The following is a 26412-nucleotide window of genomic DNA, read 5'->3' as shown; positions in this document are numbered from 1 at the left end:
GGCTCTTCTCATGCGTAAGGAAGTAAAGAGGGCGGCCTTTCACGGCGGCACCTGCGAAAGCGGCTGATAAGCCTCAGTTCTTGGCCGTCGGGATCCACGCAGCCGTCGCGGCATCGCTTTTCAGGAAGGCGGGGAATTTCTGCTGCAGCTCTTCGATCGTGCCGATCTTGTTGTTGATGAGATCGTCACGCGTAATGAGCGTCGGCTGCAGAAGAACGGAGTGGCCCGGAGACTGGCCGATAATGGCGAGCGAAACGGCGCGGACGGAAACTTCACCGACAACTGCCGCATTCGTGGCGGCCGTTGCGACCCAGGCGCTATCCGGCTCGATCATCAGCTGGATATCGGCGGTCGAGGTGTCGACGCCATAGATCTTCACCTGACCGGAAAGGCCGAGTTCGTCGATGGCGAGCTTCACGCCTTTGGCGAATTCATCCCATGGCGTGAAAATCACCGAAATATCCGGATTGGCGCGCAGCACCGCCTTGGTCTGGTCGGCGACGGAGGCGGGAACGGTGTCGTTGACGACACCCCAGACGGCCTTTTCTTTCAGATTGTGCTTGACGATGAAATCCTTCCACACCGCATAGCGGCGGTCGAGCGGCGCGAAACCGGCAACGTAGACAGCACCGCCGGTGAAGCCATCACCCTTATCCTTCACGGCTTGGTCGAGCACGAGCTTGGCCATATCCTTGTCGCTCTGTTCGATCTGCGGAATTTGCGGATTGTCGAGGTTGACGTCATAGGCGACAACCTTGATGCCCTTGTCGAGCGCCTTCTGCGCGACATCCTTCAGGACTTCGGGACGGCCATTGTTGATGATGATGCCATCGACACCGAGATTGATCGCCTGCTCGACGAGATTGCGCTGCGTGTCATTGTCATTGCGGGCTTGCGAGACGGTGAGGTTGACGCCAAGCGCATCAGCCTGCCGTTTGACGCCAGCCTCGAAGGCCTGCAGCCAGTCACCGCTGCCAAGGAAGCTGATGACGGCGATATTGACGGTTCTTTTATCGAAAGGAGCGGGCGCGCCGGGAATGCCGGCAGCCGATGCCGTGGTCATGAAAAGCGAGCCGGCGACGACGGCCGAAGCTATGATTTTGAATAATTTGATCATTGAAAATCCATTGAGCGTTGAGTGGGGACGGATGGCGGGATCATGCTCTGCCGCGGCTGATCCCATAGGTAAGTGCGAGCGCACCGACGAGAACGGCGCCCTTGATGAAATCCTGCGTATAATAGGGCGCGTTCAGCATCGTCAGCCCGTTCAGGAGCACGCCGACGAAGACGGCACCGATCGTCGTGCCGAGAACGTTGGGACGGCGCAGTCCCAGCACGGCAAAACCAATGAGCGAGGCTGCGACGGAATCCATCAGCAGCGAGGCGCCGGAGGAAACGTCTCCTCGACCGACGCGGGCGGCAACGATGATGCCGCCCAGCGAGGCGAGAACGCCCGAGAGCACATAGGCAAAGGTCTTCAGACGGGCGACATTAGCGCCCGCAAGCCGCGTCGCGGCTTCATTGCCGCCGGTTGCGTAAAGAAGGCGACCGAGACGCGTACGCTCGGTCAGCACGAAGAGCACGAGCGCCACGACGAGCATGAGAATGACGGGGAAGGGGACTGTGCCGAACAGGCTTGAACGTCCTATCGTCAAAAAGGCGGGATCGACCTTGCCGATCGCCTTCGTCCCATCGGGAAGGATCAGACCGACAGAGATCGAGCGCCCGGCTGTCGGGATCAGCTGCAATCCCGTGAGCAGGAACATGGTGGAGAGGGTCGCGAGCAGGTCCGGCACCCTCAGCCGAACGATCAGCAGAGCATTGACGAGCCCGACGATCGCGCCGAAGGCGAGTACCAGTGGCACGGTCTCATAGGCGTCGAGGTTCCACACGATCATCGCATAGCTCGCGGCCATGACACTGGAGGCAGCCACCGCGCCGACGGAAAGATCGAAGCCGCCGATCGCAAGCGTCACCGTGACGCCGGCACCGATGATGGCGACCACCGAAACCGCCTGCAGGATGCTCATCAGATTGTTGATGTTGATGAAGGCCGGCTGGGTGAAGCTGAAGATGATGACAAGGGCAATGAGAAGAAGAAATACCGCTCCGCGCCGCACGAACTCCTGCGGTGTAATCGTATTGCCTGCTTGCCTGACCTGTTCGGGAATTTCTGCGGTACCTTCACTCATCAGGCATATTCCTTGTTCTGTCGGTCGCCTGCGGCCGCGTCAGCGGCGTCTTTGAGACCATGATGTTCCATCACCAGCACGCGGTCGGCGACTTCGAGTGCTTCTTCCGGATCGGATGTCGCGATCAGGGTGGCGCGGTCGGTGTGGGCGCGTATGGCCGTGATAATGTCCTGGCGGGCGCCGACATCGACCCCCTGAAAGGGCTCGTCGAGAAGCAGGAGGCGGCTTGGCTCGGCCTCCCAGCGCGCGAGCACGACCTTCTGCTGATTGCCGCCGGAAAGCGACCAGACGGATGCTTCGGGACTGGAGGCCTTTATGCCGAGACGCCGAACGGCCCTTCCTCCTTCGCGGCTCTCCCGCCCGGAAAACAGGAAGCCCGACGGATACCAACGTTTCAGATGCGGCAGGCTGATCGTTGCCGCAATACTCTCTCCCGGCCAGTCCGATGGCATGAGAGAAGAGCGATGGCGGTCGGCGGCAGCCATGACGACGCCGCGAGCGATTGCATCCGCGGGCGACCGGGGCTGAAATGCAATGCCGTCCAGAATTGCCGTGCCGGAGGCAAAGCGCTCAAGGCCGAAAAGTGTCGACAGAAGCCGGCTCTTGCCGGCGCCGAGGACGCCGGTAATGGCGACGACCTCGCCGGCATGGAGCTTGAGATCGATCGGTGGGCTGTCGGCAAGCAGCCGGACAGCCTGAAGTTCCAGTATGGTCCGGTCGAATTGTTCACGGCGATGTGGGCGAGCCGCCTTCATGGAGCGGCCAATCATGGTTTCGATGGCGACGTCGAAGTCGATCGGCTGCGAAAAGGCACCGACATTGCGGCCGCCCCGCAGGACATCAACGCGATCGGCGAGCGCATCGAGATCTGCCGTACGGTGCGAAATATAGAGAATGCCCAGGCCGCGGGCCTTCAGCCGGCGGATGATATCGTAAAGCCGGCTCGCCTCGCGCGCAGACAGACTTGCGGTCGGCTCATCCAGGATCAGCAGCTGCGCCTTGTTGGAAAGGGCGCGCGCAATGGCAACCATCTGTCGGTCGGCTGCTCCAAGATCGCCAAAGTCCCGGTCGAGCGGCAGGTCGAAGCCGGCTTCCGATAGGATTGCTTCCGCCTTCCGCCGCACGGAACGTTTCGACAGAAAGAAGGGCTGGCGTCCGTCAACATATTGGTTAAGCAGCAGCGCATCCGCGACCGAGAGTCCGGCGACGCCGACGACATCGGTCGATTGATGCACGGTGACGATGCCCTGCGCCGTCGCCTCGGCCGGGCTTTCGGGGCGATAATCCGCTCCGTTCCATAGGATGCTGCCAGAATCGGCGCGGTGAATGCCCGACAGGATTTTGACCAGCGTCGACTTGCCGGCGCCGTTGGCTCCCATCAGCGCGACGATCTCGCCGCGATCGACGGTCAGAGACGCTGCCGCCAGGGCCTGCGTCGAGCCGAAAGCAAGCGAAAGATTTTGGGCATCCAGCAAGGTCATGGGCAAAGGGTCACCGATTGTCAGCGGTACTCGTAAGCCACTGGCATTCAATTAAAAGGACAAGCCTTGCTTTGTTTATTTAATCTATAGAATAAATTTTTTCGCGCGTTTCGGTTCGCCTCCATTCGGGTCTCTATAGGTGGGCGGCGAGACCGAGCAAGCCTTGCCCACGCCCGTCGCCGGGGAGTTTAATTTGTCTGAAATTTCGAGAGAGCCGAAAAAACCTTCCTTTAATCTACTAATTTTATAGACAATATAAAACCGTCAAATATCAGCAATGTCCGCGATGGCAAGGTATTCATCTTGCGCCTGCGGAAACATGCGCCAGGGGTTTTCATGGATGCAGTGCTCTATCTCGCTTCTCTCGCGCCGCGGCCAAGCCTTGCGGCAACCAAACGCGCCTGGTCGATTCTGCAGCATTTTCTGGCAGGCCTAATGGTCCTCTTTTCGCTTCTGGTGCTGCTGCACGCTGTTTGCGGAAGCTGAGATCCGCGCTTCCATCAGGAACTGAAAGGAAAACGAATGGGCCCGGCGTGCCGCATCTGAACGCCGGGCCTTATGCGGTTACTTGATGCTGTTCAGATCGACGCCCTTGGTTTCCCGAACGAAGATAAGGCCAATGATCAGAGTCATCGCAGCGATCGCGATCGGGTACCAGAGGCCATAATAGATATCGCCCTTGGCGGCGCTCATGGCGAAGACCGTTGCCGGCAGCAGGCCGCCGAACCAGCCGTTGCCGATGTGATAGGGCAGCGACATGCCGGTATAGCGGATGCGGGTCGGGAACATCTCCACCAGGATTGCGGCGATCGGGCCGTAGACCATCGTCACGTAGATGACGAGGATGGTCAGGATGAGGATGGTCAGCGGCCAGTTGATGGCTGCGGGATCGGCAACCATCTTGAAGGCACCACCGTTGGGAATGGTGTAGACCGGCATATCGGTCGCGCCGCCCGCTTGATCCGCCGTCAGAAGCTTCGCCTTGACGAGATCCGCGACCGGAGTGACCGTCTTGTCGCCCGCCCGCACGGTTGCCGCATTGAGCCCGAGTTCCGGGTTTGCGGCGATGAAGGCATCCAGCTTGGCATCCGGCACCTTGGCAGGATCGCGCGCCAGCGGGAAACCGGCCTTTTGCAGGGCAAGGTTCATGTCATGGGTGAATGCCGCGCTCTTGGCCGCTGCACCGGCACCTGCCGCTGCCGCATCGTAGGAGGTTATGGTCGCGTCGCCGATCTTGACGGTTGCCGGCTGACCGGCCGAGCCTTCGGCGATCGTATAGGGGACGGAGGACTTCGACAGGAACGAGGTGGCGATGTCGCATGAATTGTTGAACTGGTTGGTGAGGCCAACCGGATTGAACTGAAAAGTGCAATCGCCAGGAGCAGCCGTCACCGTCGCCCGGACGGTTTGCTCCGCTTGGGCGAGGGCGGGATTTGCGGCATTGGTCAGCGCCTTGAAGAGCGGGAAATAGGTGAGGATCGCCAGCGCAAGCCCCGCCATGATGATCGGCTTGCGGCCGATCTTGTCGGACAGCCAGCCGAAGAACACGAAGAAGCCGCTGCCGATCAGGAGCGCGACCGCGATCATGATGTTGACGGATTGGCCGTCGACCTTCAACACGTTCTGCAGGAAGAACAATGAATAGAATTGGCCGGCATACCAGACGACCGCCTGGCCGGCGGTGAGGCCGAGCAGCGCGATCAAGGCGATCTTGGCATTCTTCCACTGGCCGAAGGCTTCGGAGAGCGGTGCCTTGGAGCCCTTGCCCTCTTCCTTCATCTTCTTGAAGGCCGGCGATTCACTGAGCGATAGCCGGATCCAGACGGAGATGGCGAGCAGAAGGCAGGAGAGAAGGAAGGGAATACGCCAGCCCCAGGCTGCGAAAGCCTCCTTGCCGAGCGCATTCTGCACGATCAGGATGACGATCAGCGACAGGAACAGGCCGAGTGTTGCCGTTGTCTGGATCCACGACGTGTAGTAGCCGCGTTTGTTGTCGGGCGCATGCTCGGCGACGTAGGTGGCGGCGCCACCATATTCGCCGCCAAGCGCAAGGCCCTGCAGCAGGCGAAGGATGATCAGGATGACAGGCGCGGCGATGCCCCAGCTCGCCGATCCGGGAAGGACGCCGACCAGGAAGGTCGAAAGACCCATGATCAGGATCGTGACGAGGAAGGTGTACTTACGTCCGACAAGATCGCCGATGCGCCCGAAGACGAGGGCGCCGAACGGCCGGACGAGGAAGCCTGCGGCAAAGGCGAGCAGGGCGAAGATATTGCGGGTTGCTTCCGGATAGTCGCTGAAGAAGGCCGTGCCGATGAAGGCGGCCAGAGACCCATAAAGATAGAAATCGTACCATTCGAACACGGTTCCGAGGGAGGAGGCGAAGATGACCTTCTTCTCCTCCCTGGTCATGCCTCGACTCGTCGTCTCGGCCACGGACGTGGATGCCATGAATCAATCCTCCCAATTGCACCAGGGACATGGTCAAAAGACCCGTGTCATGTCCCCCATAATGACATTACGCAGGACTTTCCTGCCGATGGGCGCGGAAAGTCGCGCCAGTGGGTGCTCTCCTGATTTCCTCCCCCAGAAGATCACGCACCTGATGCATATGTGAGTGTTGGCCAAAAATTGAAAATTGCAAGGCTACAACCGCTGCCGCTTATGGAAATCTGTGTGTAAGTGTCAAGAAATATGAATGTGTTATCGCCCAGCGTAACGGCAGGGGCTTGTCGCCGTGAAAAGCGCTGCCGGGCGCGGCGAAATATGACGCACCCGGCACGGTTCGCAGAAGCGGATTCGGGCCGTTTTCAGCTTGTTTCAAGCCGGCTGCAGCTGCAGGCGCCGCATTGGCGGAAAGGCAAGCGCGATCGCGGCTGCCCCCAACCCCACCATCGACGAGCCGATGAAGAGCCAGGAGTAGTTGGCGAAGGTATCGAAGATCCAGCCGCCGATCAGAGGTCCGGCTGCCATGCCGATGCTTGAGAGCATCGATGCCGCTCCAAAGACAGTGCCGATGACGCGCGGCCCGAAATATTCGCGCGCCAGCACGGCATAAAGCGGCATCACGCCGCCATAGGCGCTGCCGAAGACGACCGCCAGCGCATAGAACTCGCCGAGTTCGCTGACCAGCAGATAGGTGGCAAGTGCCGCCGCCTGCACCAGGAGGCCGGCGACCAGCACCGGTTTCACGCCAAGCCTGTCCGCCAGCGTCCCATAAAGGAGGCGGCCGCCAAGACCCGCAAGGCCCTCGACGCTATAGATGCTGACGGCTGCCATCGGCCCCACGCCGCAGATGGTGGCGTAGCTGACCATGTGGAAGATCGGTCCGGAATGGGCTGCACAGCAGGCAAAGAAGGTCGCGCCGAGTACGAGAAACTGCGGCGAGCGGAAGATTCGGCCAAGGGGCAGGCTCTGCTCTTCCCTCTGCCCGCCCAAGGCGATGGCTTCGGCAAGAACAGGTGCTCGCCGCACCAGCAGCGCCGCCGGTATCAGCAGAACCCACGCCATGATGCCGATGACGAGCATGGCAAAACGCCAATCGTAAGCCGAAATCAGGTAGCGGGCGAAAGGCGACACCGTCATCGGTGCGACGCCCATGCCGGCTGAGACCAGCGACACCGCAAGACCTCTGCCCTTGTCGAACCAGGCGGTCGTTGCCGCGATCATCGGTGCGAAGAAGGCGCTGGCGGCAAGACCGACGAGAATGCCGTAGGTCAGCTGGAATTGCAGAAGCGAGCCCGCCCGGCTTGCCAGGACAAGTGCCAGCCCAAGCAGCAAGGCGCCTATCACAACCACGATGCGGATGCCAAAGCGATCGCTTGCTGCTCCCCAGGCAAAGGCACCGAGGCCCATGGTCAGGAAATTCAGCGTCATGGCGGCGGCGATGCCGGCATGCGACCAGCCTGTATCCGCGGCAATCGGCACTTGAAAGATCGCCAGCGAAAACATCGCGCCGAGCGCAACACAAGTCATCAGCGCACCGGCACCGACGATCACCCAACGATAGGACGAACTCATTTTGCAGCTCCCTTCATCCGGTTCGGTTCAAGGCGCGAAAGATCCGATAATATGCTTTCGCGCCATGTCTGGAATAAAGACGATTGCGTCGGGACGATTTCGACATTGCTGCCGAAAAATTTTTAACGGCGGCGTGGGCGATTCATTTGCCCATGTCGGATCGGCACTGGATGAGAGGCATCCTCGGTAGACTGAAGTGGTAGAAGCTCACCCTCCCCTTGAGGGGGAGGGTCGGCCGTAGGCCGGGGTGGGGTGACTGCGGCAATCTCTGAGGCCAGACAATTGTCACCCCCACCCGCCGCTTTGCGGCGACCTCCCCCCTCAAGGGGGAGGTATTATCTAGCATGCGGTGCGCTCAGCGAGAAGAATGTCCCGCGCGGGTGGTTGCTCGGACACCCAGCGGCCGTAGGCATCCGGAATTTAATCTTGAACTCATATAGGGCTGCTAAGACAGCCGCCTCGATGCTGGAAGACCCTGCTTCGCAGCCGTAAGGCGAGCGTAAACAGCTGCAAATGACATACAGGCTCAAAGCGATACCGAACCAGATCTTCACGTCATGGAGCGGACTATTCAATGGCTCATATCGTCATCATCAATCCGCGTTTCGAAACCTCCTATTGGGGCATGGAGCACGCTCTGCCGCTGTTCGACGTGAAGGCCAACCTTCCGGTGGCCTGCCTGCCTTTGCTGGCGGCGCTGACGCCGGCCACACATACCGTCACTCTAGTCGATGAGAATATCGAGCCGATAGATTACGGCCTGTGCGAGAAGGCCGATATCGTTGCGTTGACGGGGATGATCGTCCAGCGCTTTCGTATGACGGAAATCCTGACCGAACTCAAACGGCGCAACTGTTTCACCGTCGTCGGCGGACCTTGGGTTACGGTCAAGGAGGACTATTTCGGCAATCTCGTCGATGTCTCCTTCATCGGCGAGGCGGAGGAGACCTGGCCGAAATTCCTGGCTGAATGGCAGGAGGGTCATCATGCCCGGCGCTACGAACAGGCCGACAAGACGGATATGAGCAAGGTGCCCGTGCCGCGCTTCGATCTCTTGAAGATGGACGAATATGCTGTTGGTAGCATCCAGTTCTCGCGCGGCTGTCCCTTCACCTGCGATTTCTGCGATATCATCGTCGTTTTCGGCCGCAAGCCGCGCATTAAGACCAGCGCTCAGGTCATTGCCGAGATGGAGGCCCTGCTCGCTTCCGGGATGGATACGGCTTTCATCGTCGATGACAATCTGATTGGCAACAAGAAGGCGATCAAGGAAGTGCTGCGCGATGTCGTCGCGTGGCAGGAGCGCCATCATTACCCGATGACGTTCCTGACGGAGGCGTCGATCGATCTGGCTGACGATGCCGAACTGATGCAGCTGATGGTCGATGCCAATATCCGTGTCGTCTTCATCGGTATCGAAACCCCGAACGAAGAGGCGCTGCGCGAAACCAAGAAGCTGCAGAACCTGCGCAAGGGCGGGACGATGCTGGAGAAAATCCACACGATCCAGCAGACCGGCATGGAAGTCTGGTGCGGCATGATCCTGGGCTTCGACAGCGACGATGCAACCATCTTCGATGCGCAGCGGGTTTTCATCAAAGACGCGCGCATCGTCAACGCCATGATCGGCATGCTGGCGGCAATTCCGAAGACGCCGCTCTATACGCGCCTTGCCAAGGAAGGCAGGCTCGATCATGACGATCCGCCAGCCTACGGCACCAATGTCATCCCGCTTAACCTCTCGCGCGAAACTCTACGGGACGGATATCTTTCGGTCCTGAGCGATCTACATCAGCCGGCCGCCTATTTCGATCGTCTGGATGCGCTCTATATCGATGCCCGTATCGAACCGGAAAGTACCCGCTTACGCCACCTGCGCCGCCATCCGCTGCGTTTGCTGGCGCTCAACGCAACATGGGCATTCGAGGCGGTTGGGATTTTCCTCCGGCTGATGCGCCGGGTGAAGGAGGCGGATTTGCGAGCTACTTACCGCGCGCGGCTTTTCAATCTCCTGCGGCATCGGCGCTCTCCCGTCGTGCTGCAAATCTATGCCATCAAATGCGCCATGCATTACCACGCCCATATCATGGTGCAGCAGATGCGCACCGGGGGCGGCATCGTCAATTCGTTCTAGCCCGGCTTCAAACTTGGCAGACCTTGCGAGCAGTCAGGCCCCCCCTGCGGCAGCGATCCTCCTCTGCTCGCCAACGTCGTCACTGTTGCTTCGATGCAACATATTGTGCTGGATATTTGCAATTCGAAATTGTGGGGTTGCCGATTGGCGGATCTCGCGTATGATACGTCCATCCGCAAATCGAACAGGGAGGCGTGACATGCATAATCTACATATGTTTACATACGTCTCCGGCGGAATGATGTCGACGGCCTTGGTGTGTGCTACGCCAACGGCACGACGACTCTATAATTAAAGCTAAAAAAGCTTTATCTACGGCCGCTTAGGCGTTTTCCCATTAAACCTATATGACTTGCCGAGGGAATGACTTGGTGCGTCTTTGACGCATTCGCTCCTGAAGTCGGTCAAGCTTCAAGAGGACCTGGTCGCGTGATTGCGCCAGGAATAACGATGGCTCCTTCACAATTTATAGTTGCCGAGAGTTTGACGGCGACGATCGATGAACTTTACCAGAAATTCGGTGCCTGGAGGACTGTACGTGCCCTGCTGTTTGTCGCCTGGAAACGGCGGCAGATCTATGAGGATGTATCCGGATTATCGAATTATCAGCTTCGTGATATCGGCCTTCCCGAGCGTGAGGAAGGGTTGGATTATCGCAGCTTGCTGGCGTTGCATGTGAGCCGCCTTAAATGAGGTGGGCTTGATGCAGATGAACACTTTACTGCTCGTCCTTCTTGACCTCTGTTGGTTCGAGAATGGCGGGACGGCTGCGAAATTGCGGCGGACGGGAAACCATTTGTGTGGTGTGTTCACCGCTCCGTTCGCTGTGGCCTACCTATCGGCCGCCGCACGGCGGATATCGCAGGGGGAGGCGATGCCTTCCCCTGCGACCTAACTGGCGTCGAAAGCCGAACTGGCCGAGATCTTCGCATGCCGGCAGCATATCGGTCCGAATTCTCCAATACATAATAGAGTGTAGCCCGGAGAGGGTCGCAATCTTCCCGCAATCCGCTTATGCAATGCAGTCGTTCCATTTTGGGGATGGTTCATTGCGGATCTTGTTACTAGAAGATGAGCCGGAAATGGCTGCGGCGCTGAGCGCTGCATTGCAGGCTCGCGATGCCGTCGTCGATCACGTCTCGATCCTGGCCGATGCCGAAGAGGCTGCGATAAATCTCCCTTACGATGCCATTCTCCTCGACCGGCAGGTTCCGGATGGCGACGGCTTGTCAATCATTCCGAAGCTGAGGGCTGCCGGCGTCAATACGCCCGTTATCGTGTTGACTGCACGCGGCGATCTCGACGATCGTATTGGCGGTCTTGATACCGGCGCCGACGACTACATCGTCAAACCATTTGCCGTGGAAGAGCTGCTGGCACGACTGCGGGCCATTCTGAGACGCCCCGGCGAGTTGCGGACCGAGGTGGTGAATTTCGGCAGGCTGTCCTATGACTTCGGCTGCCATGACATACTGATCGAAGGCCAACGGCTCGAATTGCCACGCCGGGAAGTTCTGGTCTTCGAGGCGCTTGCGCGCCGGCTCGGTCGCACGGTGCCGCGTCATGCGCTCGAAGAGGCCGTCTACGGGTTCAGCGAAGATATCCAGTCGAATACGCTGGATGCGCATATCTCCCGTCTTCGCCGCAAGCTTGCCTCCGTGGAGTCCGGTCTGGAGATCCATCCCGTTCGCGGTATCGGCTATCTGATGAGACAGCAATCATGATCGCAAGCCAACCTTCCCTGCGATGGCGTCTCGTATCGCGCCTGTCATTCCTGCAGGCGATTTTCCTGTCGCTGCTTGCGGTGCTCATCGTCGCCGCTCTGTGGGCGACCGGCAGTTTCATCTCGCTTCAGCCGGAAGACGAGACCATCGATGCCATCTCCCAGTCCCTCGGGCGCGATCAGAATGGCGCCCTTGTGCTAAAGGAGACACCGGCGCTTACGGCACGGCGCGGAGATTTGCCGGGTCTCTGGTTCGTCGTGCGCGATCGCAGCGGCGCTGTGATCCAAGACGGAAGCGTGCCTCCGGCCTATGCGACGATCGGCGCTGCGCTCGACGGTATCGGACAGGCCCGTTTCGGCAGCAATCTCGGCGGCAGTATCGTGCCGGCCGCCCGGCTGCAATGGGTATCGTCTCCGGCCGGCGAGATCCAGGTCCTGACGGGCGTGGACGGCAGCGTATCGACGGTCCGCATCCTTGGAGCCATGAGTATTGTCTTCTTTAGCGCCCTTCTCCCGCTGCTGATCGTCACCGCGATCGCAACGATGATTGCCGCGCCGATCGTGGTTCGCCGCGCTTTTTCTTCGCTCGATTCCGCCGTTGCTCGCGCCGGACAGATCGATATCAATCGCCAGGGTACGCGGCTGCCGATCGACGATGTCCCGCGCGAGATCCTGCCGCTTGTCGAAGCCGTCAATGATGCGCTGAGCCGGCTGGACGAAGGCTATGAACGGCAGAAACGTCTTTTCTCTCATCTTGCCCATGAGTGGCGTACCCCGGTCGCGATCCTGCAGACACGTCTCGATGGCCTGCCGGCAGGCCCTTTGAAAGAGCGGCTCTTCGAGGATACGGTTCGCCTTGCGACCCTTGCCGAGCAATTCCTCGATCTTCAGCGCCTCAATCATCGTTTCGAACCGGCTTCGGTCGATCTCGTGGAGATCGTCGAGCACGTGGTTTCGGAGCTGGCGCCGCTTGCGATCGCTGCCAATTACGAACCCTGCTTCATCAAGGACGAGGAGATCGTCCAGGTTCTCGGTGATCGCATGGCCATCGAGCGGGCCGTCGCCAATGTCGTACAGAATGCGATCCAACATGGCGGCCGCCGTGGCAGGATAATTGTCCATGTTGGTCGTGCCACCGGCATCACCGTAACCGACGAAGGAAACGGTATCCCGCCGGAGGAGCGGGACCGCATCTTCGAGCCGTTTCATCGCCTCCCCGGGCGCGGCAAAGGGTTCGGTCTTGGGCTCAACCTTGTTCAGGAAATTGCCAGGCTCCACGGTGGACAGGTTTGCGTTGTCGACGGACCGACCGGAGGTGCGACTTTCAGATTGAGCTTCCCTTTGGCCGGATAAGTCCTCACGGATTCGCCGAGTGCAATGTTCCCGCAATCGGCTCCCTTTAGGAAAAGCCTGCCGCGCAGGCGAGTCTTTCAAGCCCTACAGGCGGGAACCCATGTCGAACACGTCTCTATTTCTGCGAACTCTCTTGACCGATCCGCGCATGGTCGGGGCCATAGCGCCCTCCGGTACGATGCTGGCCAATCTGATTACAAGCGAAGTCGATCCTTCCGCGGGTCCGGTTTTGGAACTCGGCCCCGGAACGGGCGTGTTCACGCAGGCCCTGCTTTCGCGCGGCATATGCGAAAGGGATATTACGCTGATTGAGTCTGCCCATGGCTTTGCCAGCCTGCTTCGACAGCGGTTTCCCGATGCTCGTGTCGTCTGCGCCGATGCCGCGCGGCTTGGCACTCACAACCTGCCGGAAGGCGTGCGGTTCGGCTGCGCGATCAGCGGATTGCCGCTGCTCAACATGTCGCCGAAGACAGTGATTGCCATTCTGACTGCGGTCTCGGCAAGGCTGCATGAGGGCGGGGCGCTCTATCAGTTCACCTATGGTGTCCGCTGTCCGGTGCCGCGTCGTTTGCTCGATCGGTTCGGCTTCAAGGCAACGCTGCACGGCCGGGTGTTGCGCAACTTCCCGCCCGCCAGGGTCTATAAGATCGTCCGGCGCAGGCCGCTTCACTATCCGGCTGTTGTCGTATGAATGGTACCTCCCATCTGTTCGATGTGCTGCCCGATCTGGTGGCATGGGGATTGCTTGGTCTTGCGCTATGTTCGGCGATCGAGAAGCTCGTCCCAGTCATACCATCCGCCGGCATGCTCTTGATGCTGGGTATGTTGGGTGTCGTCCATCTTGCGGCTCTACCCATCGTGATTGCCATTACCGCCGGTGGTTCAACGGCAGGCTCGTTGTTTTGGTATGGAATGGGCCGATGGCTGGGGCCGGTGCGTGGCGACATTTTCGTGCTGAAGGTGACCAGGTATCTGGATATTAAAGAAGAGCGGTATCTGCGTCTGAAGCGCAGTTATCGTGGTAATCTGATACGTGTCACGTTCCTCGGCCAGCTTGTGCCTGTTGTCAGGGCCTATATGGCATTTCCGGCAGGCGTGCTCGCCATGCCGCTGCCAGGCTTCGCCATCGCAACATTCTGCGGCGCATTGATGTGGAATACGCCGTTTCTGGTGTCGGGCTACTTGCTGCGGAGGCAGATATTTACACCAGATACAGCAACGCCTGCCGCCGTTGCAGCAGTCGCTTTGGTTAATTTTCTGCTGCTTGCTCTGTTCCGATTTCGCCGGCCAAGCCGCAACGCGGCTTAGCCGGTCATGTCGCTTGCCGTCGGCTATACGGTCAGAACGGCGTATATCACGCCGCCGTTTTCGCCGCGTGTAAGAGAAACATCGGCGATCGGGTGCTTGACCTTGTCGATGATCGACTGGACATCCTCGTCCGTTCGCCAGATCAGCGGCCAGTTCATGAAGGTTTCCATGTAACCTTCGACACCGATATCCTTGGCGAAGTTTGCAAGCAGGAACTTGCCGCCGGGCTTCAGCATCTGCAGGCAGCGTTCCGTCAGACGCACGGCTACGCTTTCGGCCAGATAATCGTAAAGGCCGGCTGCATAGATGAAGTCGAACGTGCCGAGCTTCTGTGCGCGCCCCAGAATGGTGCGAACGGAGCCGTTGATCGCTTCGATGCAGCTGCCTTGGAAGGCCGAGCTCACCGTCCCGACGCTGACCGGATCCTGATCAAGTGCGACCCAGCGTTTGAGCCTGCCACTCTGCAGAGCCTTAGACAGCTCCGCTTCGCGAAGATGGCCGGCCGCGATCGCCAGGATCTCGGCGCCATCCGTCGCCTCCGCCACCGCATCGACATGCGCTGCCAGGATCTCGCGCCTTTCACGCACGGCGACTGCGGATGCTGCCTGCCGGGTGAAATCGTAAACTTCTGCGCCCAGCGCCGAAGCTTCCGCCACCTGTGCGGCAACGGCTGGATGTTCGTAAATGAAATCCAGTAGATAGGCATCCCCGCTATAGCCGCGCGGCTTTTCGAAGGACCATCGCGTCAAAGGGTCCTGCAGCAGGAAGGACGACACGGGATGACCCTGCGCAACCGAGGCCAAATGGGCCCAGGTCAGGGGTGTCGTCTTGCTTTTCAGCGCCTGCAGACGCTCGGTCAAGGCCTTCATCGTGCCTGGAACGGGTGCGTTTGCTTCGAAGGCCTGCTGCGTAAGGGAGAGAATGAGGGCGAGTTCGGCCTCGCCCTCCTTAATTTGGTCGGTTGTAAGGTTGTTACCGGACGATCTCGTATGTTCCGAGATGGACTGAGAGGTAACGAGGCTGAAGCCATCAAGAGCGGTTTGAAATTGTTTCAATTTTAAATCATTCCGTGAACACTACGCAAACCATATCTCATATAAAAATTGAGCGCTATGGTTTTGTTAATGTCGCTGCGGCAACGCTTTCGTTATCAAACGGATCAAATTAGCCGCCGTGGTGAAGCGAGCGATTTGTTCATTCGAGCGACGCAAAGGTAACGCGGTGGACATGAAGTCTCGGCTAACTCGGGTGATGATGAGCATGCGTCGATTGTCGGGAAGCAGCGATCTTGGTCAGAGCGAGGCTCGCATGACTAACCGCCCCGATGAGCTGCGTGCGCTCTACAAAGCCTATAGCAACGATGCGCGGCGTGCCTTGGCTCGCAGCGGTCTGTGGCTTGCCGTGCCCGTTTATGTCCTCTTCCTGATCACGGATCTGGTCTTCATTCCCGACGTTTCGCACGTGACGATCCCTGCGCGGTTTCTGATCGGTGGCTTTTCGCTTCTGACCCTGGAAATGCAGTTTTCGCGGCAACGTCGTGCCGGCGAGCTTGAGGCGACATGTGCTGCGGCTGTCGTTCTTGGATATGTCGTGTGGCTGCTGCCGGCATTGCAGACGGCCAATGCCGAGGCATTCTCCTATTATGCCGCCTTCGGCGCCATCTTCATGATGGGCGTTAACCTTTTCTTCAGCCTCGAATTCGGTTTGGCACTGCTCTCGTCGGGGCTGATCTTCGCCTTTTTCCTGCTGTCGCTGACGGAATTTCACTACAGCGCCGCCTATTGTCTGGCCTTCACCACCTTCTATCTCTGTTGCTTCGTATTCACCTCCTATGTGAACTGGAAACTGAACAAGGAGCGTTTCAACGTCTTTCTCAATGCCAGAGAAGCGGAGTTGCAGCAGCGCCAGGCGACAGAACGCGGCGAAGCTCTTCTGCGGCTCTCCATCACCGATTCCCTGACCGGGATGGAGAACAGAAGAGCTGCCGATATAAGGCTGAAACAGTTTTGGGATCGCTGGCGCGAGAAGGGCGCAGCATTCGCCATCCTGCTGGTCGATGTCGACTTCTTTAAGAAGTACAATGATTATTACGGCCATCAGGAGGGTGATCACTGCCTTGTGACGGTTGCCAATGCGCTTTCGAACATCGTCGCTCCGCTCGGGGCAACGGTCGGACGTTACGGCGGCGAGGAATTTATCGTTATCCTCGATCTGGAGAGCAGCTCGGATGCGCTGGCTCTGGCGGATGCCATTTGTCAGGGGATCGAAGCTCTCGATATCGTCCATGCACAGCGCCTGGATGGCTTCCGGCATGTCACGGTGAGCGTTGGAGCGACCATTACGAGAGACGTCGCCGGCGCGAAGCTGGAGAATGTGATCAACGAGGCCGATCGCGCCCTGTATTCGGCAAAGGCGAGCGGCCGCAATTGCGCACGGATATTCGACCCGAACGAGCTGCCCGGCGGCGATGCGAGCGAGAATATCGCAGCCATTCTGAAGATCGCCATCCAGCAGAACCTCGTCTCGCTGGTCTATCAGCCGATCCAATATCTCCAGACCGGGGAGATCGGTGCCTATGAAGCTCTGATGCGCCTGCAGTTGCTCGATGGGTCGAATGCTTCTCCGGCCGTCTTTATCCCGATAGCGGAGCGCACCGGGGCGATCATGGAGCTCGGCTATTGGGCGATCAGAAGGGCTTGTTGTGATTTGCTTACCCGCGACATTGTCGACACCGTCAGCATCAACGTCTCCCCGATCCAGCTGCGGGCTCCAGGTTTCGCCGCGCAGGTGGCCGCTATTCTGGCGGAAACGGGCGTTTCGGGTCACAGGGTGGCGTTCGAGATCACCGAGGGCGTCGATATGGAGATACGCCCCGATGTCCTCGACAGCATTCAGGATCTGAAGAAGCTCGGCATTAAATTCTGGCTGGACGATTTCGGCACAGGTTTTGCCGGGTTGTCATGGCTTCGCCTGATGGAGTTCGAAACCGTCAAGATCGACAAATCCTTCCTGCATGATGCGGCAAGCAACGACAGTGCGAAGATCCTTCTTGAGGACATCATCGGTCTGGTGCGCAATCGCGGCCATCGCATCCTGGTCGAGGGCGTGGAGGACGAGGAGCAACTCAATCTCGTCAAATCCTTTGGCATCGATGCCGTTCAGGGATACCATATCGGCCGTCCGGCACCTGCGCTCAAGCATCCGATCACGATGATGCATACAGGCCGCCGCCGTCTGCAGGCATCGGCCTGAAGCACAGGCCGTCTCCAGGTCGAGGGTGATGAGAATGGCAAACGTCGATCTGTCCGAGATCTACCGAGGCTATATTGCCTGTCTCAACGGACAAGATTGGCCAAATCTGCGTAAATTCGTCCACGAAGACGTGTGCTATAATGGCGCCCATGTCGGGCTATCAGGCTATCGGCAAATGCTCGAAGATGATTTTCGCGCCATTCCCGATCTTCATTTCGATATCACTTTACTGATCTGCGAACCGCCACGCGTCGCAAGCCGCCTGCAATTTGATTGCAGGCCGACGGGCATGCTGTTCGGTATGGCGGTGAATGGCAGAAGGGTACAGTTTGCCGAGAATGTCTTCTATGAGTTTCTGGACAGGCGAATCCGGAACGTCTGGTCTGTCATCGACAAGGCGGCAATCGCGGCCCAGCTCTAGGACTTTTTCCCAAGGCGCAACGCTATGAAGCCTGCTACGAACGCCGCGAGGCCGCTTGCAATAATCGGGCCGGAATAGCTGCCGGTATGGTCGAAAATAAAGCCTGCTGCAGTTGGCCCGATCAGGGCTGCTACACCCACGGCCGAATAGAGATACCCGATAACTGCACCAATCTGGCGCGTGCCGAACAAGTCGGCGGCGACAGCCGGATAAAGGCCGACGCACCCGCCATAGCTCATGCCGAAGATCAATGCGAATAAAGTGAGCTGGATCATGCCTGATGCCGACGCCCATATGGCAAAGGAGGCAGCGACTGCAAGGGTGAGCGATGCCAGCAGCTGCCGGCGGCCGAAACGATCTCCCAGGCCTGCCAGAAAGAAGCGGCCGACGATGCTGCCGACACCGATAACGCTGACAAGGGCGGTTCCGTCCTGAATGGAAAGACCCATGTCGCGGGCGGCGGCGACGATATGGACGTAAGGAATGAAGGTGCACAGAGAGGACAGGAGAAGCACGACATAGAAAAGCCAGAACCGTCCGTCGCGCCATATTGCGGGGAGCGTATGGTTGCCGGCGTAAGCTAGGTGCGAGATCGTACTGTCCCGTCGCTTGCGGACAAGCAATGCCGCCGGCACGCCAAAGACCGCGAAGATGCAGGCAAGAGTAAGGAAACATCCTCGCCAGCCGATGAAGGGAAGGGCCTTGCCGATGGCAAAGGGCAGGATCAAGGTGCCAAGTCCAATCCCCGCCGTCGCGATGCCCGACGCCTGGCTTCGTTTGTGGATGAACCAGGATTGCACCGCTCCGATCGCCGGAACGTATGAGAGGCCGATCCCAAACCCGACGCCGAAGCCATACCAGATGTAAAGGGCGGTCAGGGACCCGGCACGGCTGGCGCCGATATAGCCGAGGATCATGGCGGCAAGCCCCAGAAGAACCAGACCGCGGGGCGACCATCTGTCGGCGAGAGGCCCGGCAATCGCGCCGAGCGAGTAGAAGAGGAATGCGGAAATGGAGAAGACGAGGGCGATCTCACCGCGGGAGGCGCTAAACTCCGCGGCAAGGCCCGGCAAGGTGGCGGAGAAGGAGTAGGCGGCTCCGAACGTCACGGCCGTCAGCACATGGGCGGCGGCAACGACCTTCCATCCCTCCCGCGTATCGGCTTCTTCATGGTCACGCGAAAGGGCAAGGTCGGACATCGGTGCGCTCGGTCAAATCATGTTGCCGGCCAATATGGCCCAGGAGGCAGCATAGGAAAAATGAATAGCGTTGATGTCTTTTATCGATTCTCCTGATTCATCTCATGGCTGATGGTCGGTTTATTCGGGAATTGCCGGCGAGGAAGAGGCCAGATCGGTTTCGATGAAAATGCAGGATCTATCGGCGGTCTGCAGCATCGTGTCGGCGACGCTTCCGTAGGAAAGGCTGCCGCTGGCTCTTTTGCTTACGCCGAGCACGATGAGATTATACCCGCCGCTGCGTGCATGCCGCAGGATCGAGAGCTCCGGCGAGGGGCCTTGCTGCACGACCTTTTCGATCTGCACGCCATAATAATCTGCAATTGCACCGACCTTGTTCAAAATATCCCGATGGTCGCTGCCGCGGTCGCTGATGCGTGGAATAGCGCTGGCGTTGCGCGGCTCGACGATTAACAACAGCGCGCAATGGGCGTTTGCCGCCTTTGCGATCGCGAGCCCGAATTCGGCAGCGCGGATGGAACGCTCCGTGCCGCTGACGGGCAGGAGGATCCGCAGATCCCCCGGATTCTTTGGAAGCGAGCCGCGTGCCGTTATGATCGCCGAAATTCCCTGGAACGCCGATGTCATGACCTGCAGCGACGGGCCAAAGCGACCATCGTCTCCCATGGAGGGTTCGATGCCCGCAAGGAGAAGATCGTGGCCTGTATCGGAGACGTCTTCGAGTACAGTTTCGAGTTTGTCGCTCTTTTCTCGAACTGTCACATGGATATCGCCTTGGCCAGCCAAATTCTGCTCCGGTGGCGCAGACGCAAGCAGGTCGGTGGCGTATTGGCGCAGATCTTCCGCGATTGTCTTGGCTTGCGACGCTGGACGCAAGTCTCCCGATGCATCGGGCGCGTCCAGAGTTTCATCGGCTTCGCGCGCATCCATCACCGTGACGGGCATCTTGCGCGTCACCGCGAAGAAAGCGGCGATCCAGGTTGCCAGACGGCTGCTTTGTGAACCGTCGACAGCCAGCAGGATGCGTTCAAAATTTCCGAGGAAGCTCTCGCTTTCGAATTGTTCGCGCTCCAGACGATTGCGTTCCTCTTCGCGCAGCGGCAGGCGGGCAAGTGCCCAACGAAGCGTCGGCGGCATCGCCATGGTGGTGATGACGGCCATGGCGACGATGACGGAGAAGAGCTTTTCGTCCAGCACGCCGACCGACAGGCCTATGGTCGCGACGATCACTTCCGTCGATCCCCTCGCATTCATGCCGCAGCCGAGCGCCAGGGCCTCCGATGCCGAATAGCCGCCGAACCTGGCGGCGGCAAAAGCGCCGCCGAACTTGCCGATGCTCGCTATGACCACGACGGCAGCCGTCAGCAGCAGGATGGAGGGATCGGCAAGCACGGTGAGATCGGTCTGCAGGCCGGTCAGCCCGAAGAAGACGGGCATGAACAGAGCCGTCGTCAAGGCGCGAAGCTGCACATCGATCTGACGTGTGAGAATGGGCGATTCACCGACCAGAATGCCGGCAACGAAGGCGCCGAGGACGGTATGGACGCCGATGAGGTTGGTGATGATCGCCATCGTACCCATGATTGCGATGATGGCGCTGAGCACGGGCAGGTCGCTGTGGAAATTGTCGTTGGTCCAGCGGATAATTTCGAAGACTACCCGTCTGCCGACGGTGAAGCTGACGGCCATGAAGGCCAATGTGCCGATGACGCTGGTCGCGAGCGTCGTGAGATCGACCGTGCCTTTTTCGGCAAGACCGAATGTTATGGCGATGATGACCCACCCGATCGTATCGTCGATGATGGCGGAGGCGACGATCAGTTGGCCGATGTTCCGGCGCATGAAGTCCATCTCGCGAACCACGGAAGCGACGATCTTCACCGAGGAGATGGAAAGCGCAGTGCCCAGGAAGAGGGACGTTACCAACCGCTTTTGAGGATCGGGAAGCAAGGCGTCGGGGATGAGCTCGCCCAAGGCAAATCCCGCTGCGAAGGGAATGACGATGCCGGTCAGCGAGACGCCGGCCGCGGATTTGCGCAGACGTTTCGCAAGACCGAGATCGGTCTCCATGCCGGCGAGCAGCAGGAGAAAGAGAATGCCGAGCTGGCCGACCGCATCGGCCATGCTCTTTTGTGCGCCGTCCGAAGGAAAAAGGCTCGCTTGTGCATGCGGGAAGACCAGGCCGAAAAGGGAAGGGCCGAGAATGATGCCGGCGATGATCTGGCCCATGATCGATGGCTGGCCGATGCGCACCATCAATTCGCCGAGCAGCCTGCCTGATACGACAAGCAGAATGATCTGGATCAGGAACAGCCCTTCCGAAGGGTGACTGGCCTTCTGCCCCTCCGCTGCGAAGGCGGATTGCGCAATCGACAGTAACAGGGCGACGGTAATGAGAATGATAACGGCGTTTGACGAAAATGGCTTCGAGACATTCTGGCGTGACGGCATGGACTGATCCCACTGAGCAGCAGGAAAACGCTCCAAAGCCTTTGCCGTTCCAGATCATTACTGATTGCCGCCGTCGCCAGGACTGCATCGGGCGCTTGGAAGCGGCCGTGGTCCGCCGCTCATCCGGCCGCGGACCATGGGCTGGCCGGAACGATCAGACCCGTTCCAGCGCGATGGCAATTCCCTGGCCGACGCCGATGCACATGGTGGAAAGCGAATAGCGCCCGCCGGTTTCCTTGAGCTCCAAGGCAGCCGTGCCGGTGATACGCGCACCCGACATACCAAGCGGATGACCGAGCGCGATGGCGCCACCGTTACGATTGACGCGCGCGTCGTCATCGGCAATGCCGAGTTCGCGCAGCACGGCAAGTCCCTGCGAGGCGAAGGCTTCGTTGAGTTCGATGACATCGAACTGTTCCTGGCGCATGCCGAAGCGCGTCATGAGCTTGCGCGAGGCCGGAACCGGGCCGATCCCCATGATGCGCGGGGGGGCGCCGGCAGCCGCACCGCCCAGAATGCGCGCTATCGGCGTCAGGCCGTATTTTCTGGCCGCTGCTTCTGAAGCAATGATGAGTGCGGCAGCGCCATCATTGACGCCGGAGGCGTTGCCGGCCGTCACCGTGCCGCCTTCCTTCTTGAAAGGCGTGCCGAGCTTGGCAAGCGCTTCCATCGAGGTTGCGCGCGGATGCTCGTCCTTGCCGACGATAACCGGATCGCCCTTGCGCTGCGGGATCGTGACTGAGGTGATCTCCTTGGCAAGCCGGCCGTTCTCCTGTGCTGCCGCAGCCTTTGCCTGCGAGCGGACGGCAAAGGCGTCCTGATCTTCGCGGCTGACCTTGTAGTCTTCGGCGACGTTCTCGCCGGTTTCGGGCATGGAATCCACGCCATACTGCTTCTTCATGACAGGATTGACGAAGCGCCAGCCGATGGTGGTGTCGTAGATCTCGGCATTGCGCGAAAAGGCGCTTTCGGCCTTGGGAATGACGAAAGGCGCTCGCGACATGCTTTCGACGCCACCAGCGATCATGATGTCGGCCTCGCCGGCGCGGATGGCGCGGGCAGCTGTGATGACGGCATCCATGCCCGAGCCGCAAAGCCGGTTGATCGTCGTCCCGGGCACCGAAATCGGCAGGCCGGCCAGCAGGCCTGCCATGCGCGCGACGTTGCGATTGTCTTCGCCCGCCTGGTTGGCGCAGCCGTAGATAACGTCGTCGATTGCTTCCCAGTCGACCGAGCCGTTGCGCTCGATTAGTGCCTTCAGCGGCACGGCGCCGAGATCGTCGGCGCGGACGGAAGAAAGCGATCCGCCGAAGCGGCCGATCGGCGTGCGGATATAGTCACAGATGAAGGCTTCGGTCATGATCTTCTCCCTACGGCATGTCGCGCAAAACGTTATGGCGGTTTGCAATAGCGACCTACGAGATATTATAAGCTTAAAGCATTGCGCGCGAGTCTGAAAGATCGCAACGGGCTTCAGAGCTTCGGCACAATGAGGTCGGCAACGGGGCGATCGATATGGAGCGGCGCGCCGGTCATCGCCTGCAGCTCGTCCATCGTCATGTTGGCGAGCTTTTCACGGACGACGAAGCCTTCCTTGGCAATGTCGATGACCGCATGGCTCGTATAGATGCGGGTAATGCAGGCGACGCCGGTCAATGGGAAGGTGCAGGCCTCCACCAGTTTCGGCTTACCGTCCTTGGTCACATGTTCGGTGATGACGAAAACCTGCTTGGCGCCATGGACCAGATCCATGGCCCCACCGACAGCGGGCACACCCTTCGAGCCGACGCGCCAGTTGGCGAGGTCGCCATTTTGCGCCACCTGATAGGCACCGAGGATCGCGACATCCAGATGGCCGCCGCGTACCATGGCGAAACTATCGGCATGATGGAAGAAGGAGGCGCCGGGCTTCAGCGTCACGGCCTTCTTGCCGGCGTTGATCAGATCCCAATCTTCCTCGCCTTCCGCCGGCGGCTCGCCGAAATTCAGGATGCCGTTTTCAGTGTGGAAGATCGCCTGACGGCCCGGAGGCTGGTAGCGGGCGACCATTTCCGGAAAACCGATGCCGAGGTTAACATAGGCGCCATCTTCGATATCTTGAGCCGCGCGCCAGGCGATCTGCGCGTTGGAGAGCTTGATGTCTTCGCGTGTGTCGATGGTCATACGTAGGCCACTCCGGCTCGAATGAGATTTTCTTCCTGCTGCGGATCGGCGACCTCAACGACACCGTTGACGAAGATGCCGGGGGTAACGATGTGCTCGGGATCGAGCTCGCCGGCGGCAACGATTTTCGAGACCTGTGCGATCGTCCTAGCCGCGGCCATGCACATCAGCGGATTAAAATTGCGGCCGGCCTTGTTGTAGATGAGATTGCCCTGCACATCGCCGACTTCAGCTTTGACAATGGCGAAATCGGCCTTGAGCCAGCGCTCCTGAACATAGTGGCGGCCGTCGAATTCCGCGATGACCTTGCCGTTGGCGAGTTCGGTGCCATAGGCAGTTGGGGTATAAAAGGCTGGAATGCCTGCACCGCCGGCGCGGATGCGTTCGGCAAGGGTGCCCTGAGGCACCAGCTCCAGCTCGATTTCGCCGGCCAGGTAACGGTCCGTGAACGCGCGCGGATCGGATGAGCGCGGGAACGAGCAGATCATCTTCTTGACCATGCCGGCATCGATCATGGCTGCGATGCCGATGCGCCCGTTGCCGGCATTGTTATTGATGACGGTCAGCTTCTTCGGGCCTTTATCGATCAGCGCATGAATGAGTTCGATCGGCGCACCGGAGCCGCCAAAGCCGCCGATCATGACGGTCGCGCCATCGCCGATGTCCGAGACGGCAGCCGCCGTGCTCGCGATTGTCTTATCCATGCGGAAACTCCCACTTGTCATGCGGGCGGACCAAGGCGCCCCGTCCTCTTCCTTTCGAATAGATCAGCATGGGCTGGACGGCAATCAATTTGTGCGTTATTTGATTTTTGTTCATATATCGCACAAAAGGCATGAAGTTTGGAGGGGCTATGCGCGAAACGGATTTCGTCAGCGGCTTTGCCAGGGGATTGAAAGTCATCGAAGCCTTCGGCGAGACGCGGCAGCGCCTGACGATCGCCGAGGCATCGAAGCTGACCGGGCTCGATCGTGCCACGGTGCGCCGTTCGCTGCTGACGCTCGCCGAACTCGGCTATGCCGTCTTTGATGGGAAATTCTTCACGCTGACGCCGAAGATACTCAGGCTCGGTCACGCCTATCTGGCTGCGACGCCGCTGCCGATCATCATCCAGCCGCATCTCGATCAGCTTGCCGAGCGCGCCGGGCAGAATGCGTCCGCCTCGGTGCTCGACGGCACGGAGGTCGTCTATATCGCGCGTGCCTCGCAGCGTCGGGTGATGTCGATCAACCTGACGCCCGGCAGCCGCCTTCCGGCTTTCTGCGCTTCGATGGGCCGCGTCCTGCTGGCGGCGCTGTCGGAAGGCGAGGCGCGCTCCGCGCTTGGGCGAACTGATCTCAAGGCGAACACGCCGAATACCAAGACCGATCCCGAGGAGTTGATGGCCGAGTTCCGCCGGGTGAGGGAGCAGGGCTATGCCGTTATCGATCAGGAGCTGGAAATCGGCCTTTGCTCGATTGCCGTGCCGGTCGAAAACGATCGCGGCCAGACCGTGGCGGCGATCAATATCGGTGCTCCGGCTGCCTATGTTGCGGCTTCCGACATGGCCGAGCAGTTTCTGCCACTGCTGAAAGAGACGCAAAAGGCGCTGCGGCTGGTGCTGCCGTAGCTTTTGTATTTTCGGGGCATCCTCGTCCTTCGAGGCTTCGCCTTCGGCTGCGCACCTCAGGATGAGGATGGAGCATGCCCGATGATCGCTATGCTCTGCAGCATTTTTTGGTGAAGCGAGAAGATCAGCCCTCATGCTGAGGAGGCCCGCAGGGCCGTCTCGAAGCACGAGGGCGGGTGGCTGCCCGCGATCCAGATTGTCTCGTTCACATTCCCAGCCTCTCCCGCTCCTCGATACGCCAAGCGCGGGGCGTCTGGCCAGTCTGCTTGACGAAGAAGCGCGAGAAATAAGCCGGATCGGCAAAGCCCAGGCGATAGCTGATTTCCTGGACCGTCGCGAAGGTGAAGACCAGTTCGCGCTTGGCTTCGTCCAGCAACTTGCGTGTAATGAGTTCATGCGCGCCATGGCCCGTCCGGCTGCGCACGATACGACTGAGATGGGCCGGCGAGATGCCGAGGTTCTCGGCATAGAAGGCGGCCGGCTTGTGCGAGCGGAAGTGGCGCTGGATGAGGCCCCGCAGCATCTCCATGCGGCGCTCGCTTTCGTCGCCTGGCGTCGATCCTTCTTCAGCCTTTTGGGCTATACGCGCCGTCAGCAGCAAGGCCGAAGTCAGATAGGCATCCAGCAGATCGTTGCGGCCGTTGCGGTGGCTCGCAAATTCTTCGCCCAGGCGTTTTAGCGTATTGGCGACATAAGCCGCGTCTTCGTTGCCCATGTCGAGCAGGGTCAAATGCGGCTCGGCAAGCCATGTTCCCAGCCGGCTGCGGTCACCGGGAGACGTCTTCAGATGCGAGATCAGCACCGTGATGACAAAGCCGTCTATATCTCGCGAAAAGCGGAAGCCGTGATTGAGGCGAGGCGGCACGGTAATGACGGCGGGCGGCGTTATGGCATGGGGAGTTCCGTCAAAGATGGCATCGCCGGATCCGGCATCTATGTACAAGATCTGGAAAAAGCTCTCATGCCTGTGGGGGCGGATCTCCCAGTGATGGAGGCTGCTGCGGGAAGGGATCGTCTCGCAATGCAGCCAGAAATCCGGCTTTCTGCCGGTATTTTCGCCATAGAGCTCATAGATCGGCACGTTCTTCGTCATGGCACTCCTCGCT

21 protein-coding genes are annotated in these 26412 nt (G+C 59.6%); 9 read left to right on the top strand and 12 right to left on the bottom strand.

Translation table 11 applies throughout. From position 1 onward, the window contains the following. Positions 1 to 73 precede the first annotated feature (73 nt). The 5 genes from PH562_RS17120 to PH562_RS17100 form a co-directional block, all read right to left on the bottom strand. On the bottom strand, positions 74 to 1117 hold the full coding sequence (locus tag PH562_RS17120; protein ID WP_285174293.1) for a substrate-binding domain-containing protein: 1044 nt from the start codon (positions 1115 to 1117) through the stop codon (positions 74 to 76). A gap of 40 nt (positions 1118 to 1157) precedes the next feature. After that, complete coding sequence (locus PH562_RS17115; protein ID WP_285174292.1) at positions 1158 to 2192, bottom strand: ABC transporter permease; 1035 nt, start codon at positions 2190 to 2192, stop codon at positions 1158 to 1160. Further along, on the bottom strand, positions 2192 to 3673 hold the full coding sequence (locus PH562_RS17110) for a sugar ABC transporter ATP-binding protein (RefSeq protein ID WP_285174291.1): 1482 nt from the start codon (positions 3671 to 3673) through the stop codon (positions 2192 to 2194). The genes PH562_RS17115 and PH562_RS17110 overlap by 1 nt, the downstream gene beginning before the upstream one ends. Positions 3674 to 4237: 564 nt before the next feature. Continuing rightward, complete coding sequence (locus tag PH562_RS17105) at positions 4238 to 6124, bottom strand: MFS transporter (RefSeq protein ID WP_285174290.1); 1887 nt, start codon at positions 6122 to 6124, stop codon at positions 4238 to 4240. A gap of 369 nt (positions 6125 to 6493) precedes the next feature. Next, a complete protein-coding gene (locus PH562_RS17100; protein ID WP_285174289.1) occupies positions 6494 to 7693 on the bottom strand; it encodes an MFS transporter in 1200 nt (399 codons plus the stop codon). Positions 7694 to 8267: 574 nt separating this feature from the next. Between PH562_RS17100 and PH562_RS17095 the strand changes: the two genes are divergently transcribed. From PH562_RS17095 to PH562_RS17070, 6 genes are all read left to right on the top strand, one after another. Next, a complete protein-coding gene (locus PH562_RS17095) occupies positions 8268 to 9827 on the top strand; it encodes a B12-binding domain-containing radical SAM protein (RefSeq protein WP_285174288.1) in 1560 nt (519 codons plus the stop codon). A 450-nt stretch (positions 9828 to 10277) separates the two neighbouring features. Next, positions 10278 to 10520 carry a DUF1127 domain-containing protein gene (locus PH562_RS17090; protein WP_285174287.1) on the top strand — a complete coding sequence of 81 codons (243 nt, stop codon included), beginning with the start codon at positions 10278 to 10280 and terminating at the stop codon, positions 10518 to 10520. 356 nt (positions 10521 to 10876) lie between these two features. After that, positions 10877 to 11551 (top strand): response regulator transcription factor, encoded by a 675-nt coding sequence (locus PH562_RS17085; protein ID WP_285174286.1) that lies wholly within the window; start codon positions 10877 to 10879, stop codon positions 11549 to 11551. Next, complete coding sequence (locus PH562_RS17080) at positions 11548 to 12903, top strand: sensor histidine kinase (protein ID WP_285174285.1); 1356 nt, start codon at positions 11548 to 11550, stop codon at positions 12901 to 12903. The genes PH562_RS17085 and PH562_RS17080 overlap by 4 nt, the downstream gene beginning before the upstream one ends. Before the next feature lie 100 nt (positions 12904 to 13003). Continuing rightward, entirely contained in the window at positions 13004 to 13594 is a 591-nt protein-coding gene (locus tag PH562_RS17075; RefSeq protein WP_285174284.1) for a class I SAM-dependent methyltransferase, read from the top strand. Continuing rightward, entirely contained in the window at positions 13591 to 14211 is a 621-nt protein-coding gene (locus PH562_RS17070) for a DedA family protein (protein ID WP_285174283.1), read from the top strand. Before PH562_RS17075 ends, PH562_RS17070 begins: the two co-directional genes overlap by 4 nt. A 23-nt stretch (positions 14212 to 14234) precedes the next feature. On the opposite strand, the gene PH562_RS17065 is transcribed toward PH562_RS17070, so the two are convergent. Beyond that, the gene (locus tag PH562_RS17065) at positions 14235 to 15266 is read right to left on the bottom strand and encodes a class I SAM-dependent methyltransferase (protein WP_285174282.1); all 1032 of its coding nucleotides are present in this window, start codon (positions 15264 to 15266) and stop codon (positions 14235 to 14237) included. Positions 15267 to 15519: 253 nt separating this feature from the next. Between PH562_RS17065 and PH562_RS17060 the strand changes: the two genes are divergently transcribed. Together PH562_RS17060 and PH562_RS17055 are read left to right on the top strand one after the other, a co-directional pair. Further along, on the top strand, positions 15520 to 17463 hold the full coding sequence (locus PH562_RS17060; protein WP_285174281.1) for a putative bifunctional diguanylate cyclase/phosphodiesterase: 1944 nt from the start codon (positions 15520 to 15522) through the stop codon (positions 17461 to 17463). Between the two features lie 34 nt (positions 17464 to 17497). Next, positions 17498 to 17884: an ester cyclase gene (locus tag PH562_RS17055; RefSeq protein ID WP_095437132.1), complete on the top strand. Its 387-nt coding sequence runs from the start codon at positions 17498 to 17500 to the stop codon at positions 17882 to 17884. Here the strand turns inward: PH562_RS17055 and PH562_RS17050 are convergent. From PH562_RS17050 to PH562_RS17030, 5 genes are all read right to left on the bottom strand, one after another. After that, positions 17881 to 19083 carry an MFS transporter gene (locus tag PH562_RS17050; RefSeq protein WP_113228400.1) on the bottom strand — a complete coding sequence of 401 codons (1203 nt, stop codon included), beginning with the start codon at positions 19081 to 19083 and terminating at the stop codon, positions 17881 to 17883. The two genes, PH562_RS17055 and PH562_RS17050, sit on opposite strands and share 4 nt — an antisense overlap. A 120-nt stretch (positions 19084 to 19203) precedes the next feature. Further along, on the bottom strand, positions 19204 to 21534 hold the full coding sequence (locus tag PH562_RS17045; protein ID WP_285174280.1) for a cation:proton antiporter domain-containing protein: 2331 nt from the start codon (positions 21532 to 21534) through the stop codon (positions 19204 to 19206). Between the two features lie 154 nt (positions 21535 to 21688). After that, positions 21689 to 22894: a 3-oxoadipyl-CoA thiolase gene (gene pcaF / locus PH562_RS17040; RefSeq protein ID WP_285174279.1), complete on the bottom strand. Its 1206-nt coding sequence runs from the start codon at positions 22892 to 22894 to the stop codon at positions 21689 to 21691. A 113-nt stretch (positions 22895 to 23007) separates the two neighbouring features. Continuing rightward, positions 23008 to 23697, bottom strand: a complete 690-nt coding sequence (locus PH562_RS17035; RefSeq protein ID WP_285174278.1) for a CoA transferase subunit B — start codon at positions 23695 to 23697, stop codon at positions 23008 to 23010. Further along, a complete protein-coding gene (locus PH562_RS17030) occupies positions 23694 to 24401 on the bottom strand; it encodes a 3-oxoacid CoA-transferase subunit A (protein WP_285174277.1) in 708 nt (235 codons plus the stop codon). The genes PH562_RS17035 and PH562_RS17030 overlap by 4 nt, the downstream gene beginning before the upstream one ends. Before the next feature lie 149 nt (positions 24402 to 24550). On the opposite strand from PH562_RS17030, the gene PH562_RS17025 reads away from it, so the two are divergent. Beyond that, positions 24551 to 25306: an IclR family transcriptional regulator gene (locus PH562_RS17025; protein WP_285174276.1), complete on the top strand. Its 756-nt coding sequence runs from the start codon at positions 24551 to 24553 to the stop codon at positions 25304 to 25306. Between the two features lie 205 nt (positions 25307 to 25511). Here PH562_RS17025 and PH562_RS17020 read toward each other — a convergent pair whose 3' ends face one another. After that, the gene (locus PH562_RS17020; protein ID WP_285174275.1) at positions 25512 to 26399 is read right to left on the bottom strand and encodes a helix-turn-helix domain-containing protein; all 888 of its coding nucleotides are present in this window, start codon (positions 26397 to 26399) and stop codon (positions 25512 to 25514) included. Positions 26400 to 26412 lie beyond the last annotated feature (13 nt).

The sequence above is a fragment of the Rhizobium centroccidentale genome (assembly GCF_030182565.1).
In the GTDB taxonomy this organism is placed as follows: Bacteria; Pseudomonadota; Alphaproteobacteria; order Rhizobiales; family Rhizobiaceae; genus Rhizobium.
Note: the sequence above shows the minus strand (reverse complement) of the source record. Positions and strands in the feature narration are given on the sequence as shown.

Coding starts and splice junctions, on each gene's coding strand:
- PH562_RS17110 (WP_285174291.1), bottom strand. CDS start 3,673: ATGACCTTGCTGGATGCCCAAAATCTTTCGCTTGCTTTCGGCTCGACG.
- PH562_RS17100 (WP_285174289.1), bottom strand. CDS start 7,693: ATGAGTTCGTCCTATCGTTGGGTGATCGTCGGTGCCGGTGCGCTGATG.
- PH562_RS17025 (WP_285174276.1), top strand. CDS start 24,551: ATGCGCGAAACGGATTTCGTCAGCGGCTTTGCCAGGGGATTGAAAGTC.
- PH562_RS17050 (WP_113228400.1), bottom strand. CDS start 19,083: ATGTCCGACCTTGCCCTTTCGCGTGACCATGAAGAAGCCGATACGCGG.
- PH562_RS17045 (WP_285174280.1), bottom strand. CDS start 21,534: ATGCCGTCACGCCAGAATGTCTCGAAGCCATTTTCGTCAAACGCCGTT.
- PH562_RS17030 (WP_285174277.1), bottom strand. CDS start 24,401: ATGGATAAGACAATCGCGAGCACGGCGGCTGCCGTCTCGGACATCGGC.
- PH562_RS17060 (WP_285174281.1), top strand. CDS start 15,520: ATGACTAACCGCCCCGATGAGCTGCGTGCGCTCTACAAAGCCTATAGC.
- PH562_RS17035 (WP_285174278.1), bottom strand. CDS start 23,697: ATGACCATCGACACACGCGAAGACATCAAGCTCTCCAACGCGCAGATC.
- PH562_RS17075 (WP_285174284.1), top strand. CDS start 13,004: ATGTCGAACACGTCTCTATTTCTGCGAACTCTCTTGACCGATCCGCGC.
- PH562_RS17055 (WP_095437132.1), top strand. CDS start 17,498: ATGGCAAACGTCGATCTGTCCGAGATCTACCGAGGCTATATTGCCTGT.
- PH562_RS17120 (WP_285174293.1), bottom strand. CDS start 1,117: ATGATCAAATTATTCAAAATCATAGCTTCGGCCGTCGTCGCCGGCTCG.
- PH562_RS17105 (WP_285174290.1), bottom strand. CDS start 6,124: ATGGCATCCACGTCCGTGGCCGAGACGACGAGTCGAGGCATGACCAGG.
- PH562_RS17070 (WP_285174283.1), top strand. CDS start 13,591: ATGAATGGTACCTCCCATCTGTTCGATGTGCTGCCCGATCTGGTGGCA.
- PH562_RS17095 (WP_285174288.1), top strand. CDS start 8,268: ATGGCTCATATCGTCATCATCAATCCGCGTTTCGAAACCTCCTATTGG.
- PH562_RS17080 (WP_285174285.1), top strand. CDS start 11,548: ATGATCGCAAGCCAACCTTCCCTGCGATGGCGTCTCGTATCGCGCCTG.
- PH562_RS17115 (WP_285174292.1), bottom strand. CDS start 2,192: ATGAGTGAAGGTACCGCAGAAATTCCCGAACAGGTCAGGCAAGCAGGC.
- pcaF (WP_285174279.1), bottom strand. CDS start 22,894: ATGACCGAAGCCTTCATCTGTGACTATATCCGCACGCCGATCGGCCGC.
- PH562_RS17020 (WP_285174275.1), bottom strand. CDS start 26,399: ATGACGAAGAACGTGCCGATCTATGAGCTCTATGGCGAAAATACCGGC.
- PH562_RS17090 (WP_285174287.1), top strand. CDS start 10,278: ATGGCTCCTTCACAATTTATAGTTGCCGAGAGTTTGACGGCGACGATC.